The organism is Amycolatopsis saalfeldensis (assembly GCF_900110575.1).
GTDB classification, from domain to species: Bacteria; Actinomycetota; Actinomycetes; order Mycobacteriales; family Pseudonocardiaceae; genus Amycolatopsis; species Amycolatopsis saalfeldensis.
The window spans coordinates 628,840-647,107 of record NZ_FOEF01000002.1 but is presented as its reverse complement, the minus strand read 5'-3'; the positions used below and the strand labels follow the sequence as shown (position 1 = coordinate 647,107).

Below are 18,268 nucleotides of genomic sequence, written 5' to 3'. Positions count from 1 at the left end.
GTAGGGTGCCCCGCCCGGAAATCAGATCAGGCCGAGAGTGGACATCGCGGCGGCCGCGGTGCGGAACCCGGCGATGTTCGCGCCGGTCACGTAGTCGCCCGGGGCGCCGTGCTCGTCGGCGGTGGCGAGGCACTGGGCGTGGATCGCGGTCATGGTCGCCTTGAGCCGCCGGTCGGTCTCCTCGAACGTCCAGCGCTCGCGCGAGGCGTTCTGCTGCATCTCGAGCGCCGAGGTGGCCACGCCGCCCGCGTTCGCCGCCTTGCCGGGCGCGAACACTACACCGGCCTCGCGGAACACCTGGACCGCGGCGGGGGTGCATGGCATGTTGGCGCCCTCGGCCATGCCGAGCACGCCGTTCTTCACCAGCGAGATCGCGGCCGGCTCGTCCAGCTCGTTCTGCGTGGCCGACGGCACCGCGACGTCGCAGGGCACCTCCCACGGCGTCTCGCCGGGGAAGAAGCGCGCCGACGGCACGTGCTCGAGGTAGGCCGAAAGCCGTTGCCGCTGCACGGTTTTGACCTCGTGCAGCACGTCGAGGTCGAGGCCGGCCGGGTCGTGCAGATAGCCGCCGGAGTCGGAGCAGGCGACGGTGGTCGCGCCGAGTTCACGCAGCTTCGCCATGGCGTGGAAGGCGACGTTGCCGGAGCCGGAGACCACGGCGGTCCGGCCGTCGAGGCGCTCGCCGCGCGTGGTGAGGGCGGCGTCGAGGAAGTAGACCGTGCCGTAGCCGGTCGCCTCGGGCCGCGCGAGGCTGCCGCCGATGAGCGGGTCCTTGCCGGTGATGGCGCCCGCGTCGAACCGGTTGGTGAGCCGCTTGTACTGGCCGAACAGGTAGCCGATCTCGCGCCCGCCGACGCCGATGTCACCCGCGGGCACGTCGGTGCGCGGGCCGATGTGGCGGTGCAGCTCGGTCATGAACGCCTGGCAGAACCGCATCACCTCGGCGTCGGACCGCCCGGCCGGGTCGAAGTCCGAGCCGCCCTTGCCCGCGCCGATGCCGAGGCCGGTGAGCGCGTTCTTGAAGACCTGCTCGAAGGCGAGGAACTTGACCGTGCCGAGGCGGACGCTGCGGTGGAACCGCAGGCCGCCCTTGTACGGGCCGAGCGCGGAGCTGAAGCCGACGCGGAAGCCGCGGTTGACGTGCGCCCGGCCCTCGTCGTCGGTCCAGACCACCCGGAACAGGACCTGCCGCTCGGGCTCGCACAGCCGCTCGAGCAGCGCGGCGTCGCGCAGGCCGGGGTCACGGCGCAGCGCGGGCTGGATGGCTTCGAGCACCTCGGACACGGCCTGGTGGAACTCGTCCTCGGCCGGGTTCCGGCGCATGACGTCCGCGAGCAGGGCCGAGGAGGCAGCGTCCAGAGTCATCGCGGGGTTTCCCTTCGCCGGTGAAGTCGTGTCGTTGACCATGACACGCCTTCCCGGACCGGGAAAACCGCGGAAAACGGCTGTTCGGAAGGGGTTGACAGCGCGGACGGCCGGCTCCGGGGACAGCGAAGGCCCCGCCGGGTTCTTCCCGGACGAGGCCCTCGGCTGCCGGTTTCAGGTCAGTGGTTGACCTTGAACCACGGCTGCGACCAGCCGAGGTAGGTCTGGCCCCACTTGCTCTTGATCTCGGAGATGGTGGTCTGGGTGTAGCTGCCCGCGCCGTGGATGTCGTTCGACAGGAACTGGCCGCCGCCGATCGAGATCATCGTGTGGCCCGAGCCGCCGTTGGAGAAGAACGCCAGCCCGCCCGCCGGCACGTTCTGGTCGCCCGCGTGCTTGTACGCGGCCGGGATCTGCGTCCAGTGCACGTACGCGGTGGTGGAGCCGCTCGCCGAGAAGCCGTAGTTCTGCGCGTTGATGCGGTCGCACCAGCCGTTGTAGGAGTCGATGTTGTTGGTGTGCACGCGGGTCTTGGCGTACGCGACGGCCTGTGCGCAGGTCTTCCCGTCGCCGAGTCCGGTGGTGGAGCAGGTGTTCGCCGGCGGGTTCGGCACGTTCGTGCAGTCCGGCGCGATGCGGCCGTCGGAGCCGGTGTAGACGTAGGTGTCGGTGATGTAGCCGTTGCTGGCCGGCACGTGGTCCCAGATGGTGCTGGTGCCGTACTTGCCGGTCACGCTGTCGCCGGTGGTCTGGCAGTCGATCACGATCGCGGTGCCGTCGGCGATGGTGCCGACCGAGCTCGCGCCGGTGCCGGGGGCGGAGCGCACGGTCAGCGGCGCGCCGGAGTCGGTGTGCACGGTGCCGTTCGAGGCAGCCGCCATCGCCGGCGCCATCCCGCTCAGCGCGATCGCCGCGGCGAAGGCCGCGATGCCCAGCGAGCGTTTCGCGATTCTCATCTTCGGTTCCTCCATCGTCCCCAGTGGGTGTGGGGACAGACTGGCCGGAGCCGGTACACGCGCCGTACAAAATGGCGCGGGCGCTCTGTTATGCCGGACAAAGCGGACACGCCGCTCGACGCCGCCCGGCAGGAGGGCGTCGGTAAGCACCTCGGGCGCTGAGCCTTACGCCGGTGAAGTTGCCGGGGGAGAGGGTGGCGGTCAGCGCGGTGCGAGCCACCTCGCGCGCGCTCCAGCAGCACCTCGAATCGAGAACGCTCCCCAGCGGCGAGGCGGGGCGGCCCGCGCCGCAGGAACGTCTCCCCGGCGGCGAGGTCGGGCGGCCCGTGACAGCGGGAATGTCTGCTTAGCGGCGACGTGGCACGGCCATGGCAGCAGGAACGTCTTACCCGCGGCGAGGTCGGGCGGCCCGCTCCGCCGGTACGTCTGCCCGGCGGCGAGGTCGGGCGGCCCGCTCCGCCGGGACGTCTCCCCGGCGGCGAGGTCGGGCGGTCTTGCCTCGCGGCCTCCGACAGGCCGCTACGCTGCGGGGCATGACCACCTCGACTCCCGTTCTGCGCGGCTTCGCGGGCTTCGTGCTCGTCGTCCGGTTCCTCACGGAGCTGGCGCTGCTCGCGGGGCTCGCCGTGGCGGGTGCGCGCCTCGGCGGCGGCGTGCTGTTCGACATCGTGGGCGCGGTGCTGTGGCCCGCACTGGCGGCGGTGATCTGGGCACTGGTCGTCGCGCCGCGGGCCAAACGGCGCGCCCCCGAGCCGACGCGCTTCATCCTCGAATTCGCACTCTTCGCCACGGCGGCCCTCGCGCTGAACGCCGCCGGTCTGCTCCTGGTCGGCATCGTGCTGGCGGCCTTCGGCGTCGCGACGGCGATCGCCGTGCGCGTCTTCGCCAAGGACAGCTGAGCGGGGCGCTAGCCCGGACGCGGTGCGCAGTCACCTCGGTTGCCCGAGCGCGCGGCCTGTCGCATGGAGCTGGAACCTCCCGGCTCGGCCGGTTGCCGGGAGCCGGTATGCCGGAGCGGCTCAGTCCGGCCGGAACAGTCCAGCCGGGATCAGAACCCGCCCTGCGGAACAGTCCAGTTACCTTGGCTCGGCCGAGTTGGTTCGGCTGGGCAGGAACCGCCCAGCGGGAATAGTCCGGTCGCATTGGCTCGGCCGGGTTGGTTCGGCTGGGCAGGAACCGCCCAGCGGGAATAGTCCGGTCGCATTGGCTCGGCCCGGTTGGTTCGGCTGGATCGCGACAGTCCAGCCCTGAACAGTCCAGCCCCAACATTCCGGCTCGAACAGTCCAGTCCAGCCGGATCGACTCGGCTCATTCGGCTCAGCTTGCCTGGTCGAGTCCAGCCGGATCGGCTCGGCTCATTCGGCTCAGCTTGCCTGGCCCAGTCCAGCCGGATCGGGTCAGCCAGGATCGGCTCAGCCCACCCCGAAGGGGCTCAATCCAGCCGGTCGAGTGGTGCCAAATCGGCGCGGGTCAGGGTGTTCGTGGTGCGGGTCAGTTCGGTCAGCAGGTTGTGGTTGAGCGAGTTGCCGATCGGCTCGGGGACCTCACTGCGCTTGAGCCCACGCACGCCGCGGGCCGACAGGCGGTCCCGGACGCGGGCGATCACGCGGTCGACCTGCTTGACGTCCCATGGTTCGAGGGCGTCGAGCTTTCGCAGCTCGGCCACCAGTTCCGTGACGTGGGCCCGCCCCATGGGCTGCGGGTGCGGCTCCCGGCGCAGGTACTGCTGGCCCAGCACGGCCAGGACCAGCCGCTCGTCCGCGTCGAGGTCCCAGACGTGCCCGGTCAGGGTCGGGCCCGCGACCGGCAGCGGGCGGTGGTGCTCGGGGGTGTTCACGTGCACCTCGAGCGGGTGCTTGCGCCCGCCGGAGCCGACCACCAGCAACGTCGTGTAGCCCGGCGGCAGCGGCACCGGGTCGTCGTCGGCGTGCAGCTGGCGGGTGGGGGAGAACTCGATCGGCGTGTGCCCGCTGTTGCTCAGCCACCACCAGCCCTGCCGGTGGACCAGCGCGCCGTGCTCACGGCTGACCCGCTGGTCGTCCTCGCCCGCGACCACGCCGTCCGGGCCCGGGCTCCGGCCGAACGGCAGCCGGGCGAACTCCTCGGGCAGCAGGCCGGCCGTGCCCGTGAGCCCGCGGACGACGATGGCGCCGGGGTTCGTCCACGGCGGCTTCGCCGGGGTGGGGCCTTCCGCGCGGAAGATGGTCAACTCGGGTCCTCTCGAATCGGGGACCGGTCCCGTGCCGGGCCGATACCGTACGCGCATGCTTCTTCGTACCAGGCGGGTTCTCGCCGTTTCAGCCGCCTTCGCCGTGCTGCCGGTGGTGCTCGCCGCCTGCGGCAGCGCCCCGGCCCCCGCCGCCCCGAGCAGCCCAGCGCCACCGAAGCCGTCCGCGGCCCCGACCTCGCCGAAGGTGCCGGACCGCGAGCCGCACACGCTGGTCCTGAACGCCACCGGCAGCGGCGACATCACCACGATCAAATACTCCCTCGACGGCGTCGAGAAGCAGACCGGCGCGGTGAAGCTGCCGTGGCGCGAGTCGCTGACCGTGGCCGCCGACGGCAAGCCGCACCAGTGGACGCTCGAGATCGACTACTCCGGCACCGGCCAGGGCGGGATCGACATGTTCGCGGTGTTCGACGGCAAGCCCTTCGGCAGCACCCACGGCGGGTCGGCCGGGACACCGGGCACGCACGTCAGCGGCAGCGCTTCGGTGGGCGGCGCGGTCAACGGCTGAGCCGCTCACGCCGGCCCCGCGTCGTGGGTCCACCAGTCGATCAGGACAAACGGCTCGCTGCCGCGGTGGGCGACCGCCTCGATGCGGGTCCGGTCGTCCGTCCACTTGAGATACCGCTCGCCGGTTTCGTAGGTGCCGCAGGCGAGGCGGCCGGTCCGGCCGTCACGGGTGTAGGGCTGGTCGCCCGCGAAGTCCTTGGGCAGGCTGGTGCAGGGGTCCTTGGAGTCGCCGGTGCTGTTGAACACCTGGCCCATCGTGGCGGCGTCGGGCAGCTGGTAGTAGACGACCAGCCCGGCGCCGCTCGTCCGTCCACAAGCGACCGCCGCGACGGGGGCGACCGCGCCGAGGTCCTGCCACTTCTGGTCCGGTGACGGGCGCACGCAGTTCAGCCGTGACTGCGCCGGCACGTGGCCGAGCAGCGTCTGCTCGGCCGGGGCCGGGAAGGCGGGCGAGGCACTGGTGTTGACGGCGTCGACGATCCGGCTCAACGGCGCGATGTGCCACTGCGTCCACCAGCCGCCGGCCGCGTCCGGGGAGGCGGCCGTGACGTGCCCGATCATCGAGAACGCCTCGAGGCTCCAGTCCATCGCGACCGTGCCGTCCGGGCCGGGGCGGCAGAGGACCTGGCCGAGGTCGACGCTGAGCCAGTCGAACCGGGTGGTGCCGACGAACGGCGTGCCCGGGCACGGGCTGCCGCTCGGCGCCTTCGCCGCGGTGACCAGCCCGGTGAAGGCCGTGCGCAGGGCGGGCAGCCCGGCGAAGCGGTAGTAGGAGACCGACCGGGCGCCGGTGCCCGCCGGGGTGCAGGTGATGCCGGCGACGGCGCCGGGGTAGGCGTCGAGGTCCGCCGCGGCCGCGCGGGCGCAGCCGGTGCCCGCGGCGACGTCGACGAGCGCGCTCTCGTCCCGCGTCGGGAAGGCGGGGTTGCCGACCCAGCCGGTCCATGCCTTCCGCAAGGCGGCGTCGTCGGGTGCCTCCGCGCGGCTGACCGAGTGGGCTGCCTCGTCGGTCCAGACCACAGTGGACGTTCCGTCTCGCGTGTAGCAGAGCGCGCGGCCACGCGCTGGACCTGTTGCGGGGTAACGGTGTTCGCCGCCCGTCGCCGTGGTGCAGTCGCCTTGGCGCGGGGCGACGCCGGAGTCGGCGAGCGCGGCGGCGTACGCGCTTTCGGCCTGTTTCGAGTCCGTGAAAGTGCTCGTCGTGGCGGATTGGCCGGACGGATCCCGGCAGGTGACGGCGGAAGCGGCGCCGGCGACCGGGTGGTCGGCCGTCGCGCAGTCGGCACGCAGCGCCGCCGGGACGCCGGCCAGTGCCGGGCTGTCCGCGGCGGGCGGTCCTTGGGTGGCGAACCAGGCCACCAGCAGCGCGACCACCACCAGCGCGGCGGCGGGCAGGCCGATCAGGCGCAGGCGTCGTTTACGCCGCGCGGCCCGCTCCGCCTCCTGGGTGGTGCGGACGAGGTCGTCGACCAGCGCCTGGCAGGTCGCGGGCCGCGCGGCCGGGTCCTGGTCGAGCGCGCGCCGCAGGGCCGGCAGGCCGGGATGCGCGAAGTCCGAGTGCGCGCCGGGCGGGTGCCCGGCCAGGCAGTGGTAGAGCACGCAGGCCAGCGCGTAGACGTCGGCGGCCGGTCCGACCTCGCGCCCGTTCTCCTGCTCCGGGGCCGCGTAGTACCGCGTGCCGAGGAAGCCCCCGGTGGCCGTGACCCGGGTCAGCGCGGGGTCGAGGGCGCGGGCGATGCCGAAGTCGCACAGGTAGACCCGGCCCGTGCCGTTTTCCAGCAGGATGTTGCCCGGCTTGACGTCGCGGTGCACCAGGCCCTGGGCGTGGGCGGTGTCGAGCGCGGCGGCGACCGCGCGGCCGATCTCCACCGTCCGCGCGAACGGCAGCCGGCGCTGGTCGAGCACCTTGCCCAGGTCGGTGCCCTCGACGAAGCGCATCGCGAGGTAGCCGAGCTCGCCGTCCGCGGAATGGCCGGCGTCGTAGGCGGGCACGATGTTCGGGTGGTCGAGCCCCAGCGCGATCCGCGTCTCCCGCTCGAACCGGGCCCGCGCGCCGGGCGCGGCCAGGAACTCGCGGCCGACGACCTTGAGCGCCACCGGGCGCCCGTGCCGCAGGTCGAGCGCGTGGAAGACCTCGCTCATGTTCGTCCGGGACAGCCGCCGGACCAGGCGGAACCGCGGCAGCCGGGCGGTGAGGTCCGGCCGGTCCGGCGACTCCGGCGCGTCGGTGCTGCTGCTGTCGTCCACGATCTCCCCCGAGGTGCGCCCGGAGTTTACCGACTGGGCCGAACGGCCGCACCGATGGCTTGCGCGCGCCGGTCGCTTGGCCGAGACTCCCGCTATGCCGAGCCCGTTCAGCGCCGAAACCGGGGAAGCGATCCAGCGCGCCCGCCAGCACTCCGTGGGGGACCTGCTCCGCCGGACGGCGTTGCGCCATCCGGACAAGCTCGCCGTGGTGGCGGGTGAGCGCCGGGTGGGTTACGCGGAGTTCGACGCGGCGGTGAACCGCTGCGCCCACCGGCTGGCCGCGCGCGGGCTGGCCAAGGGCGACCGCCTGGCGTTGCTGAGCCACAACTCCTGGCCGTACGCGGTGCTGGTGTTCGCCACGGCGAAGCTCGGCGTGGTGCTGGTGCCGGTGAACTTCATGCTCGGCGCGGACGAGATCGCGTTCATCCTGGGCCACGCCGGCGCGTCCGGCCTCATCGCCGAGGACGCGCTGCTCACGGTGGCGCGTGAGGCGCTGGACCGCGCCGGGCTCGGCGACGTGGTGCGGGGCCGGATCGGCGGGACGGCCGAAGACTGGGACGACGTCGACGCCTGGATCGACGGGCCCGGCGACGAAAGCGCCCCGGACGTCCTCGTCGCCGACGACGACCCGCTGCGGCTGATGTACACCTCCGGCACGGAGTCGCGGCCGAAGGGCGTGATGCTGTCGAGCCGTTCGCTGATCGCGCAATACACCTCGTGCGCGATCGACGGATCGATGAGCGGTGACGACGTCGAGGTCCATTCCCTGCCGCTGTACCACTGCGCGCAGCTGGACTGCTTCTTCTCCGTCGACGTGTACCTCGGCGCGACGAGCGTGATCCTGCCGGGGCCGGACCCGGCGGCGCTGCTGGCGGCGGTGGAGCGCGAGCGCGCGACGAAGCTGTTCGCGCCGCCGACCGTCTGGATCTCCCTGCTGCGGCACGAGGCGTTCGGCACCACGGACCTGTCCAGCCTCCGCAAGGGCTACTACGGCGCGTCGCCGATGCCGGTCGAGGTGCTGCGGGAGCTGGCCCGGCGGCTGCCGGACGTCGAGTTCTGGAACTTCTACGGCCAGACCGAGATGGCGCCGCTGGCCACCATCCTGCGCCCGCACGATCAGCTGCCGAAGGCGGGTTCGGCCGGGCGCGCGTCGCTGAACGTCGAGACGCGGATCGTCGACAGCCAGGGCCGGCCGGTGCCGCCGGGCGAGGTCGGCGAGATCGTGCACCGCAGCCCGCACACGACCCTCGGCTACTACGAGGACGAGGCCAAGACCGCGGCCGCGTTCGACGGCGGCTGGTTCCACTCCGGCGATCTCGGCGTGCTGGACGAGGACGGTTACCTGTCGGTCGTCGACCGCAAGAAGGACATGATCAAGACCGGCGGCGAGAACGTGGCCAGCCGGGAGGTGGAGGAAGTCCTTTACCAGCTTGACGGAGTCGCGGAGGTGGCCGTCTTCGGCGTCGCCCACCCGCACTGGATCGAGGCGGTGACGGCGGCCGTCGTCCCGCTGCCGGGCGTGACGCTGACGCCCGAGGCGGTGATCGCCCACGCGCGCACGCGGCTCGCCGGGTACAAGTGCCCGAAGTACGTCGTGTTCACCGATGCGCTGCCGAAGAACCCGAGCGGCAAGATCGTGAAGCGCGAGCTGCGCACCCGGCACGCGGGCCTGGCCGAGACGGCGGGCTGACGGGTCAGCGGGCCGCCAGCTTGTCGAGGTCCCGCACGCAGAACCCGTGGTGCTCCCGCTCTTCGTTGAGCACGGTGCCCAGGCACTGCCGCACCCGCCGGCCCTTCGCGTACGGGGGCCATCGCTCGTCTTCGGGCACCGGCGCGGTCCTCGCGAGCTGCTCGGGCGTGACCTGCGCCAGCCACTCCTCGATCCCTGCGGCCTGCTCGGCGCGCACGGCGAGCACCTCGTCGAGGGCCGGGCGGGCCGATCGGTCCAGCTCCGGGGCGGCGACGTACGGCGGACCCAGCCCCATGGCCGTGAACGGCTCGGTCAGCCCGAGCACGCAACGCCGGAACCACGAGTCGTGCACGAACACGAGGTGACGCAGGGTCTCGACCATCGACCATTCGCCGTCGACCCCGCGGTGCTCGCTGCCCTCGGGCATGGACCGGACCCGCTCGGCGGTCGCGGCCCAGCCGTCCCGCAGCTGCCGCCAGGCCTCCCGCAGATCGGCCGGCTCGTCGGAGCGGATCAGCAGCCGCACCGGGTGCCTGCGGTCGAGTTCGGCCTCGACGTACGGGCCGACCTCGACCCCGTTGACCACCAGGCCGCTGATCAGGCCGTCGATCTCGGCGTCCTGCATGACCACGCCGACCAGCCGTGCCCGGCTCAGGTCGCACTCGCGGAACTCCGCGCCGGTGAGGTCCTCGTCGTCGAAGCGTCGCATGTGGACAGGCTAGTCAGTCCGCTGCCGAAACGAGATACCGCTGGGCCACGGCGCTGTTGTGCCGGTTCAGCAGGTGCGCGAAGGTGCGCAGGTCGTCGGGCGTCCAGTCGCCGAGCAGGGCGGCGGTGGTGTCCCGGCGCCGGGTGCGGGTGGCGTCCATCAGGCGGCGGCCCTCCCCGGTCGGGGTGATGATGGTGCGGCGGCGGTCCGAGGCGGCCGGCCCGCGTTCGACCAGCCCCTTGCCCAGCATCGCCGAGGCCTGCCGTCCCGCGGTGGACGGGTCCAGGCCCAGCGCGCCGGCCAGGGTGCCGATGTCCGCCGAGCCCAGCTCGTCGAGCGTGCGCAGCAGCAGGTACTCCGACTGGTCCAGCTCGGCGTAGACGCCGGTGCGCCGCCGCAGCAGCTCGAAGTTGCGCACGAGCACGGCCGTGGCCAGCTCCAGCACGTCCAGCGCGTCGCCGGTCTCGGCCAGCCGATCGGCCAGCTCGCCGGCGTGGAAGGTCCGCTCCATGGACGAGTCCTCCGAAACACCTGTATGACACCGATAATTACCGGTATCATACCGAGGATCACTCATTTCGCCGGGAAAGGTGGGTTTTGTGCTGCCCAGAGGGACCGAAATCTGGGATCGGGTCATCGCTTCGGACCCGGGGCTGAGCCGGTTGCGCTCGGCTGGTTCGGCGACGGTGGCGATGGGGAGCGCGCTCGGCGTCGAGTACGCGTTCGCCAAGGCCAGCGGCGCCGATTCGATGGGCACGATCATCTCGATGCTGCTCGGGGCCATCGTCGCGATGATGGGTTCGATGGCGCTGGGCGACGGCAGCAGCGTGTGGGTGAAGGCCCGCACGGCGGTGTTCTTCCCCGTGGCGCTCGGCCTCGGCATGCTGCTCGGGGTCGCGGTCGGGACGAATGCCGACCTGATGCTCGGGGTGTTCGTCGTGGTCATGTTCGTGGCGGTGTTCGTGCGCCGCTTCGGCCCGGCGTTCTTCTTCTACGGCTTCATGGGCTGGATGGGGTACTTCTTCGCGTCGTTCCTGCACGCGACGCTCCCGATGCTGCCCGGGCTGCTGATCGCGATCGCGCTCGGCACGGCGTGGGTGCTGCTGCTCTCGGTCACGGTCCTGCGCACGAACTCGACCCGGACCCTGCGCCGGGTGCTGCGCGCCTTCGACGCCCGCGGCCGCGAGCTGGCCCGGACCTGCGCCGACCTGCTGGCGAACACCGAGCCGAAGCGGGAGCGGCGCCTGCGCCGGCGGCTCCAGGCGCGGCAGGCCCGGCTCGCCGAGGCGGCGTTGATGGTGGAGGGCTGGTCGGCCCAGCCCGGCGCGTTGCCCGCGGGCCGCTCGCCCGGGGCGCTGCGGCGGTCGATGGTCGACGCCCACCACCTGCTGGACCAGCTCGCCACGGCCGCGGACGCGCTGGTACGCAGCGGTTCGGGCCTCAGCGTGCTCGCGGCGGAGGTCGCGGACCGCCTGGCCCGCCGCGACGACCGGGGCGCGAGCGAGGTCGCGTACCGGCTGGCGAGCCTGGCCGAGCGCGCGGGCGGCACGGCGGGCGGCTGGTGGCCGGCCCGGCACTTCGCCGCGGCGGCGCTCGAGATCGTCACGGTGCTGAACGACGCGCCCCGGCCGGAGGACCGGGGAGCCGACGTGGCCGACGAGTTCGAGCCCGCGGTCGGGCTCGCCTTCGGCAACCTGCCCGGCTCGGCGGCCATGGCCGGTGACGTGCCGGCCCGGCACCGCGGCTGGAACCCGTTGGCGCGCCTGGACTTCGTCAGCCGCCAGGCGATTCAGGGCGCGATCGCGGGCGGGCTGGCGATCCTGGTCGGCAAGGAGCTGTCCTCGGCGCGGTACTACTGGGCCGTGCTCGCGGCGTTCATCATGTTCACCGGCACGGCGACGCGGACCGAGACGTTCATCAAGGGCTTCAACCGGGTGCTGGGCACGCTGGTCGGCCTGCTCGCGTCGATCGGCTTCGCCGAGCTGACCGCGGGCAACACCGCCGCGGTGCTGATCACCATCTGCGGCGCCATGTTCTGCGGCTTCTACCTGCTGCGCCTTTCCTACGCCTACATGATCTTCTTCATGACGATCATGATCGGCCAGCTCTACACCGTGCTGCACGAGTTCTCCGCGGGCCTGCTGGTGCTCCGCCTGGAGGAGACGGCGGCGGGCGCGGCGGTCGGGCTGGTGGTCGCGCTGCTCGTCACGCCACTGTCCACACGCGACACTGTGCGCACCGCTCGGGACAACCTGCTGACCGCGCTGGGGGAGCTGCTCACCGCCGCCGCGGAACGGCTGGACCGCAAGCGGAGCGCGCCCGCCGCGGACTTCGACGCGCTCGCCCGCGCCCTCGACCACCGTTTCTACCAGCTCGCACTCGTCGCCCGGCCGCTGAAGCGCCCGATCCTCGGCGGCACGAACTCACCGCGGCTGCGGCACCGGATTTCGCTGTACGCCGCGCTGGCCACCCACGGCCGCGCGCTGGCCGTCGCGGTGCGCTGGCCTTCGAGCACCTGCGCCGCGCACCCGGACGGCCCGGTCGCGGCGTGCACGGCCCTGGCCGCGGCGGTGGGGGAGCTGGCCGCCGCGCCCCCGGGCGGCCCCCAGCCGACGGCGGCGCACCCGCTGGCCCAGGCCGACGTCGCGCTGTTCGCCTACACCCCGGCCGCCCCGGGCGAGCGGGCGAAGGACCCGGTGCTGCGGGCGTTGAGCCACATGTACCACGTGCTGCGCGACCTCACCGCCACCGGCCCGGTCGACCTGCGCGCCGCCCCGTCGTTGCCCACCACGACCGTGCCGCGGCTCTACCGCCAGGTGCGGGCCGGCCTGCCCGAGTCCAGGGCGGCGTTGCCGCAGGCCGGGGAAGGCTGACCTCCGCGCACACCTCTTGCCCGGAACGCCCTCCCGCCCGCCGAAACCGCGGCCGCCGACGGCCGGTCGCGGTTTCCTGGTGGTGCTGGGGCTCACCGGTGAGGAGGCAAGGATGCCTGCGGGAACACGGAACCAGGTCCGGCTGTGCCAATGCGTGTGCGCGGTGCTCGGCCACCACCACGAGGTCTGCGACGAGATCGCGGCCCCCGGCGCGGTCGTCGCCATGCCGGCGCCCCCGGGCGCGCGAGCGGTGCCCGCCTGCCTCGGCTGCCATACGGCCGCGCGAGTCCCGGCCCGGGCGGGGATCACGGGGCTGCGGGGGTAGTCCGCGCTCTGCTCGGGAACGGCCGCGCGGGCACGGTGGCGGAATCGGCCGCCCGGGGCGCACCGGTTGGCTGGCCGGGTGTGGCTGTTGTGGTGGAGTCGCGCACGCAGCCGGGGCCGGTTGGCTGCCCGGGTGTGGCCCGGGTGTGGCTGTTGTGGGGCAGTCGCGCACGCTGCCGGGGCCGGTTGGCTGGTCGGGTGTGGCTGTTGTGGTGGAGTCGCGCACGCTGCCGGGACCAGTTGCCTGGCCGGGCGTGGCCGAGCCGGCCGCCTGGGTGCTGCTGCGGCGGTGGCGGATCGGGCGCCTGGCCGGAGAACGCGACGTTGCTGTCCTGGTGGAGCCGGGTGCCTTGCCGCTGTGGGGGAGTCGGCCGCTCGGGCGCGGACACGGTGGAACGGGCCCGGCTCAGGCGACCCGGCGGTTGTCCATCGCGTCGTGGTCCCAGGCGATGCCCAGCCCCGGGGTCTCCGGCGCGACCGCATGGCCGTCCTCGATCGTCATCTCCGCGGTGGTGATCGCGCGTAGTTGCGGGATGTGCTCGACGTACCGGCCGTTCGGGATGGCCGCCGTCAGGCTCACGTGCAGCTCCATCAGGAAGTGCGGGCAGACCTCCACGTGGTACGCCTCCGCCAGGTGCGCCACCTTCAGCCACGGCGTGATCCCGCCGACGCGCGCGACGTCCACCTGGACGATCGACGCCGCGCCGCGGTGGAGGTAGTCGCGGAACTGGGCGAGCGAGTACATCGATTCGCCGACGGCGATCGGGATCGAGGTGGCCGCGGCTAGCCGTGCGTGGCCGGAGACGTCGTCGGCCGGCAGGGGCTCCTCCAGCCAGAACAGGTCCACCGGCTCGAACGCTTTCGCGCGGCGAATCGCCTCGGCGGCGGTCATCGACTGGTTGGCGTCCACCATCAGGTCGAACCGGGGGCCGACGGCCTCGCGCACGGCGGTGAGCCGCTCCAGGTCCTCGCGGGCGGTCGGCTTCCCGACCTTGACCTTGACGCCGCCCCAGCCCGCGGCCGCGGACTTCGCCGCCCCGGCCACCAGCTCGTCGGTGCTCAGGTGCAGCCAGCCGCCTTCGGTGTCGTACAAGGGAACCCGGGGGCCGGACCCGCCCGCGACCCGCCAGAGCGGCTCGCCCGCGCGCCGGCATTTGAGGTCCCACAGCGCGGTGTCGACGGCGGCCAGCGCGAGCGAGGTGATCGCGCCGACGGTGGTCGCCCGCGTCGAGGCGAACAGGTCCCGCCAGATGCCCTCGACCAGTCGCGAGTCCTGCCCGACGAGCCGGGGGAGCAGGTGGTCCCGCAGCAGCGCGAGCACGGCGGTGCCGCCGGTGCCGATCGTATAGGAGTAGCCGAGGCCGGTCGCGCCGTCGGCGGTGGTCAGCTCGACGAAGAGTGTCTCCTGCTTGAGGAACGCCTGCACCGCGTCGGTGCGGGTTTGCTCCACTTTCAGGTCGACGAGAAACGCCTCGGCCTTCGTGACGGCAGCCACCGGTCCTCCCTCGCTGAACCACAGTAAGCGCAAAATCCTATAGGATTCTTGCGGTCGAGGTGACCGGCTGTCAACCGCGGTGGCCTTTTGCCGGTTTTGAGTGTCCTGGTGCGATCGGGGCCGGGCGGCAGTACTTTGTCCACCATGTGGGAGGCACTAGGCCAACATGGTGAATTCCCTTCGTGTTCTTTAGAGTTCCGTCGTCAAGATCCATTGAGCCGCTGAGGAACCGTGTCCGACATCCTGTCGCCGGGTGGTCCGCCCGTGCCCGCCGCGGCTTCCCGCACCCTCTGGCACGCGTTGCGCCGCGATCGCTGGGCGCAGGCCAGTGCCGTGATCATCGTGCTGATCGTGGTGGCCGCCGTCGCCGCGCCGCTGCTGGCGCTCATCGAGGGGCAGGACCCGTACACGTACCACACCGAACTGCTGAATCCCTCGAACGGCGCCGGGGCCGGCGCGCTCGGCGGGATCAGCGGCAGCCACTGGTTCGGCGTCGAGCCGCTGACCGGCCGCGACCTGTTCGCGATCGTCACCTACGGCGCGCGCACGTCGTTCCTGATCGGCGTCGCCGCCACCGCGGTCTCGGTCGTCCTCGGGGTGCTGCTCGGCGCGAGCGCCGGTTACGTCGGCGGCTGGTGGGATTCGGTGGTCAGCCGGGTGACCGACGTGCTGCTCGGCTTCCCGCAGCTGATCTTCATGATCTCGCTCGGCGCCGTGGCCCCGGCCGCCATCCCGCGGCCGCTGCTGCTGATCACCGTGATCGGGCTGTTCGGCTGGCCGCGGGTGGCCCGGGTGGTCCGCGCGCAGACGCTCAGCCTGCGCGGGCGCGACTTCGTCCGCGCGGCCCGGGCGCTCGGCGCGGGCGGGGCGCACGTGTTCCGCCGCGAGCTGCTGCCGAACCTGTGGGCGCCGATCATCGTGCTGGGCACGGTGACGATCCCGGCGAACATCGGGTTCGAGGCCGCGCTGTCGTTCCTCGGCGTCGGCATCCCGCCGCCCACGCCGAGCTGGGGCCGGTCCATCAGCGACGCGATCAACTGGGTGCAGTCCGACCCGATGTTCCTGATCTTCCCCGGCGCCGCGCTGTTCCTCGCGACGCTCGCGTTCAACATGCTCGGCGACGGCCTGCGGGACGCGCTCGACCCGAAGACGGCGGTGCGGCGGTGAACCGCGCGCTCCGCTTCCTCGGCGGCCGGCTCGGCGGCATGCTCGTGGTGCTGCTGGTGGTCAGCTTCGCCACGTTCGCCGTGTTCTACCTGCTGCCCACGGACCCGGCGCGGATGTCCTGCGGCAAGCCGTGCACGCCGGAGAACCTGGCGGTCGCGCGTCAGTTCATGGGCTTCGACAAGCCGTGGATCCAGCAGTACCTGGGCTTCCTCGGCGGCATCTTCGGCGGCCGCACCTTCGGCACCGGCGCGACGGCGATCGTCTGCGGCGCGCCGTGCTTCGGCTACTCGTTCCAGCAGAACGAGCCGGTGCTGTCGCTGATCGGCGACCGGCTGCCGGTCACGGTCTCGCTCGCCATCGGCGCTTCGCTCATCTGGCTGGTCGCCGGCGTCGCCACCGGGGTGTTTTCCGCGCTGCGGCGGGGAAAGGCCTCGGACCGGGTGGCGATGACCGTCACGCTGGCCGGGGTCTCGGCCCCGGCGTACCTGGTGGGGCTGCTGGGGATCCTGCTGTTCGGCTTCACCCTCGACGTGGTGCCGGTCAGCGGGTACGTCGCGTTCGCGCAGAGCCCGGTCGGCTGGGCCTGGCACCTGGTGCTGCCGTGGCTGGTGCTGGCGTTCATCAACGCCGCGGTGTATGGCCGGCTCTCCCGCGGGCAGATGCTGGAGATCCTCGGCGAGGACTTCATCCGCACCGCGCGCGCCGTCGGGCTGCCCGAGCGGACCGTGATCGGCAAATACGCGCTGCGCAACGTGCTGCTGCCGGTGATCACGGTGTTCGCGGTGGACCTCGGCGCACTGCTCGGCGGCGCGGTGATCACCGAGCGCGTGTTCGCGCTGCCCGGCCTCGGCGGCCTGATGGTCGACGCCGTGCACCAGGTGGACCTGCCGGTGCTGATGGGCGTGACGCTGTTCGCCGCCTTTTTCGTCATCCTCGCCAACTTCGTGGTGGACGTGCTCTACGGAGTGCTCGACCCCCGCGCCCGGCTCACGTAGGCAAGAAAGGGAAACACCATGGACCGCAGAGACTTCCTGAGGGCAGTGGGCCTGACGGCCGGCGTGTCGGGGGCCGCGGCGTTCCTCGTCGCGTGCAACGCGAACGAGCAGCCCGGCAGCGGCGGGCAGTCCGTCGCCGTCTCGGCCGGCGGCACGCTGTACATCCTCACCGACCAGACCTCGCAGCACCTGGACCCGGCGAAGAGCCAGAACCTGGCGATCACCACCATCGGCCTGATCCACCGGAAGCTGACCGCGTGGAAGACCTCCGCCGACGGCCCGGCCACCGTGGTGCCGGACCTCGCCACCGACACCGGCCGCGCGAGCGCCGACGGCAAGACCTGGACGTTCACCCTCAAGGACGGCCAGAAGCTGGCCGACGGCACGCCGATCACCAGCGCGGAGATCAAGTACGGCATCGAGCGCTCGTTCGACGCCGCGTTCTCCGGCGGCCTCGGCTACCACAAGACGTTGCTGGAGGGCGGTTCCTCCTACACCGGCCCGTTCAAGGGCGGCGACCTCGCCTCGATCGAGACGCCGGACCCGAAGACGATCGTGTTCCACCTGGCCCGGCCGTACGGCGACTGGCCGTGGATCGTCAGCATGCCCGCGTTCGCGCCGGTGCCGAAGGGCAAGGGCACGGACGCGAGTTACGACTCCACCCCGGTCTGCTCGGGCCCGTACCAGGTGGCCGCCTACACCAAGGGCGTGTCCATCCGGCTCACCCGCAACCCGAACTGGGACGCCAAGTCCGACCCGGCGCGCAGCGGCCTGCCCGACTCGGTGGTGATCCAGCTGGGCCAGGAAACCGGCGTGGTCGCCCAGCGGCTGCTGGCCGGCTCCGGCAACGACGCCACCGCGTTCGGCTCGTCTTTCGTGAACCCCGCGCAGCTCGCGCAGGTCCGGAGCAACCCGGCGGCGAAGACCCAGCTGGTCACCTCGAAGTCCGGCGCGCTGGCCTACCTCGCGCTCAACACGAAGCGCGGGCCGCTGGCGAACCCCAAGGTGCGCCAGGCGTTCCAGTACGCGGTGGACAAGACCGCGTACCAGATCGCCAGCGCGGGCAGCGCCGATCTGGCCGGCCCGATCGCCACCACGCTGATCACCGAGGGCATCGCCGGGCGCGAGGTGTTCGACCTGTACCCGGCGCCGCCGAACGGCGATGTGGCCAAGGCCAGGCAATTGCTCGCCGAGGCCGGGTTCCCCAACGGGCTCGACAACCTGGACTTCCCGGTCTCGACGGCGAACAACGACGCCGACAAGGCCCAGGCGCTCCAGGCCGCATTGCAGCGCGCCGGGATCCGGACCAAGCTGCGCCCGCTCGACGACGACGCCTGGACCGCCGTGGTCACCGGCAACGAGGGCTCGTACGACCTGACGCTCGGCTCCTGGCAGCCGGACTTCCCCAGCGCCAACGCGAACATCGAGCCGCTGTTCGGCACCTCGGAGATCGGCAACGGCGGCTACAACGAGTCGCGCTACTCGGTGCCCGAGGTGGACGCGCTGATCGCGCAGGCGCAGGGCACCGTCGACCCGGCCGCCGCGGGCAAGCTGTGGGCGCGGGCCGACCGGCGGATCCTGCAGGACTCGCCCGTGGTCCCGCTGATCTACACCCGCAATTCGTTCCTGCACGGCTCGAAGGTCGGCGACTTCGCCATCGGAGAGTTCCCGGCCTACCCCAACTACCTGCAGATCGGGCTGGCGAAGTAG

Annotated in this window: 15 protein-coding genes; 8 read left to right on the top strand and 7 right to left on the bottom strand. The window is 72.4% G+C overall.

Annotation, left to right across the window (positions count from 1 at the left end):
- Positions 1-21: 21 nt before the first annotated feature.
- Together gdhA and BMY97_RS07100 are read right to left on the bottom strand one after the other, a co-directional pair.
- The gene (gene gdhA, locus BMY97_RS07105; RefSeq protein WP_091614677.1) at positions 22-1,365 is read right to left on the bottom strand and encodes an NADP-specific glutamate dehydrogenase; all 1,344 of its coding nucleotides are present in this window, start codon (positions 1,363-1,365) and stop codon (positions 22-24) included.
- 179 nt (positions 1,366-1,544) lie between these two features.
- Positions 1,545-2,321 (bottom strand): SH3 domain-containing protein, encoded by a 777-nt coding sequence (locus tag BMY97_RS07100; protein ID WP_091614197.1) that lies wholly within the window; start codon positions 2,319-2,321, stop codon positions 1,545-1,547.
- A 533-nt stretch (positions 2,322-2,854) separates the two neighbouring features.
- On the opposite strand from BMY97_RS07100, the gene BMY97_RS07095 reads away from it, so the two are divergent.
- A complete protein-coding gene (locus BMY97_RS07095; protein ID WP_091614195.1) occupies positions 2,855-3,220 on the top strand; it encodes a DUF2568 domain-containing protein in 366 nt (121 codons plus the stop codon).
- 533 nt (positions 3,221-3,753) lie between these two features.
- Here BMY97_RS07095 and BMY97_RS07090 read toward each other — a convergent pair.
- A complete protein-coding gene (locus BMY97_RS07090) occupies positions 3,754-4,530 on the bottom strand; it encodes a hypothetical protein (RefSeq protein WP_091614192.1) in 777 nt (258 codons plus the stop codon).
- Positions 4,531-4,585: 55 nt separating this feature from the next.
- Between BMY97_RS07090 and BMY97_RS07085 the strand changes: the two genes are divergently transcribed.
- Positions 4,586-5,059: a hypothetical protein gene (locus tag BMY97_RS07085; RefSeq protein ID WP_143086140.1), complete on the top strand. Its 474-nt coding sequence runs from the start codon at positions 4,586-4,588 to the stop codon at positions 5,057-5,059.
- Between the two features lie 5 nt (positions 5,060-5,064).
- Here the strand turns inward: BMY97_RS07085 and BMY97_RS07080 are convergent, their stop codons facing one another.
- Positions 5,065-7,305, bottom strand: a complete 2,241-nt coding sequence (locus tag BMY97_RS07080) for a serine/threonine-protein kinase (protein WP_091614188.1) — start codon at positions 7,303-7,305, stop codon at positions 5,065-5,067.
- Positions 7,306-7,399: 94 nt separating this feature from the next.
- Here BMY97_RS07080 and BMY97_RS07075 point away from each other — a divergent pair, with 94 nt between their 5' ends.
- A complete protein-coding gene (locus BMY97_RS07075; protein ID WP_091614674.1) occupies positions 7,400-8,995 on the top strand; it encodes an acyl-CoA synthetase in 1,596 nt (531 codons plus the stop codon).
- Between the two features lie 4 nt (positions 8,996-8,999).
- Here BMY97_RS07075 and BMY97_RS07070 read toward each other — a convergent pair whose 3' ends face one another.
- Positions 9,000-9,704, bottom strand: a complete 705-nt coding sequence (locus BMY97_RS07070) for a DinB family protein (RefSeq protein WP_091614185.1) — start codon at positions 9,702-9,704, stop codon at positions 9,000-9,002.
- Between the two features lie 13 nt (positions 9,705-9,717).
- Positions 9,718-10,215, bottom strand: coding sequence for a MarR family winged helix-turn-helix transcriptional regulator (locus BMY97_RS07065; protein WP_091614181.1), 498 nt, complete (start codon positions 10,213-10,215; stop codon positions 9,718-9,720).
- Positions 10,216-10,303: 88 nt separating this feature from the next.
- Here BMY97_RS07065 and BMY97_RS07060 point away from each other — a divergent pair, with 88 nt between their 5' ends.
- Together BMY97_RS07060 and BMY97_RS45825 are read left to right on the top strand one after the other, a co-directional pair.
- On the top strand, positions 10,304-12,577 hold the full coding sequence (locus BMY97_RS07060) for an FUSC family protein (protein ID WP_245787190.1): 2,274 nt from the start codon (positions 10,304-10,306) through the stop codon (positions 12,575-12,577).
- A gap of 112 nt (positions 12,578-12,689) precedes the next feature.
- The gene (locus tag BMY97_RS45825; protein ID WP_143086139.1) at positions 12,690-12,902 is read left to right on the top strand and encodes a DUF6372 family protein; all 213 of its coding nucleotides are present in this window, start codon (positions 12,690-12,692) and stop codon (positions 12,900-12,902) included.
- A gap of 405 nt (positions 12,903-13,307) precedes the next feature.
- On the opposite strand, the gene BMY97_RS07055 is transcribed toward BMY97_RS45825, so the two are convergent.
- On the bottom strand, positions 13,308-14,396 hold the full coding sequence (locus BMY97_RS07055; protein WP_091614178.1) for a mandelate racemase/muconate lactonizing enzyme family protein: 1,089 nt from the start codon (positions 14,394-14,396) through the stop codon (positions 13,308-13,310).
- A gap of 231 nt (positions 14,397-14,627) precedes the next feature.
- Here BMY97_RS07055 and BMY97_RS07050 point away from each other — a divergent pair, with 231 nt between their 5' ends.
- The 3 genes from BMY97_RS07050 to BMY97_RS07040 are packed head-to-tail and all read left to right on the top strand — an operon-like array spanning position 14,628 to position 18,268.
- Positions 14,628-15,563 (top strand): ABC transporter permease, encoded by a 936-nt coding sequence (locus BMY97_RS07050; RefSeq protein ID WP_091614175.1) that lies wholly within the window; start codon positions 14,628-14,630, stop codon positions 15,561-15,563.
- Positions 15,560-16,558: an ABC transporter permease gene (locus tag BMY97_RS07045; protein ID WP_245787189.1), complete on the top strand. Its 999-nt coding sequence runs from the start codon at positions 15,560-15,562 to the stop codon at positions 16,556-16,558. Before BMY97_RS07050 ends, BMY97_RS07045 begins: the two co-directional genes overlap by 4 nt.
- An 18-nt stretch (positions 16,559-16,576) precedes the next feature.
- Entirely contained in the window at positions 16,577-18,268 is a 1,692-nt protein-coding gene (locus BMY97_RS07040; RefSeq protein ID WP_091614173.1) for an ABC transporter substrate-binding protein, read from the top strand.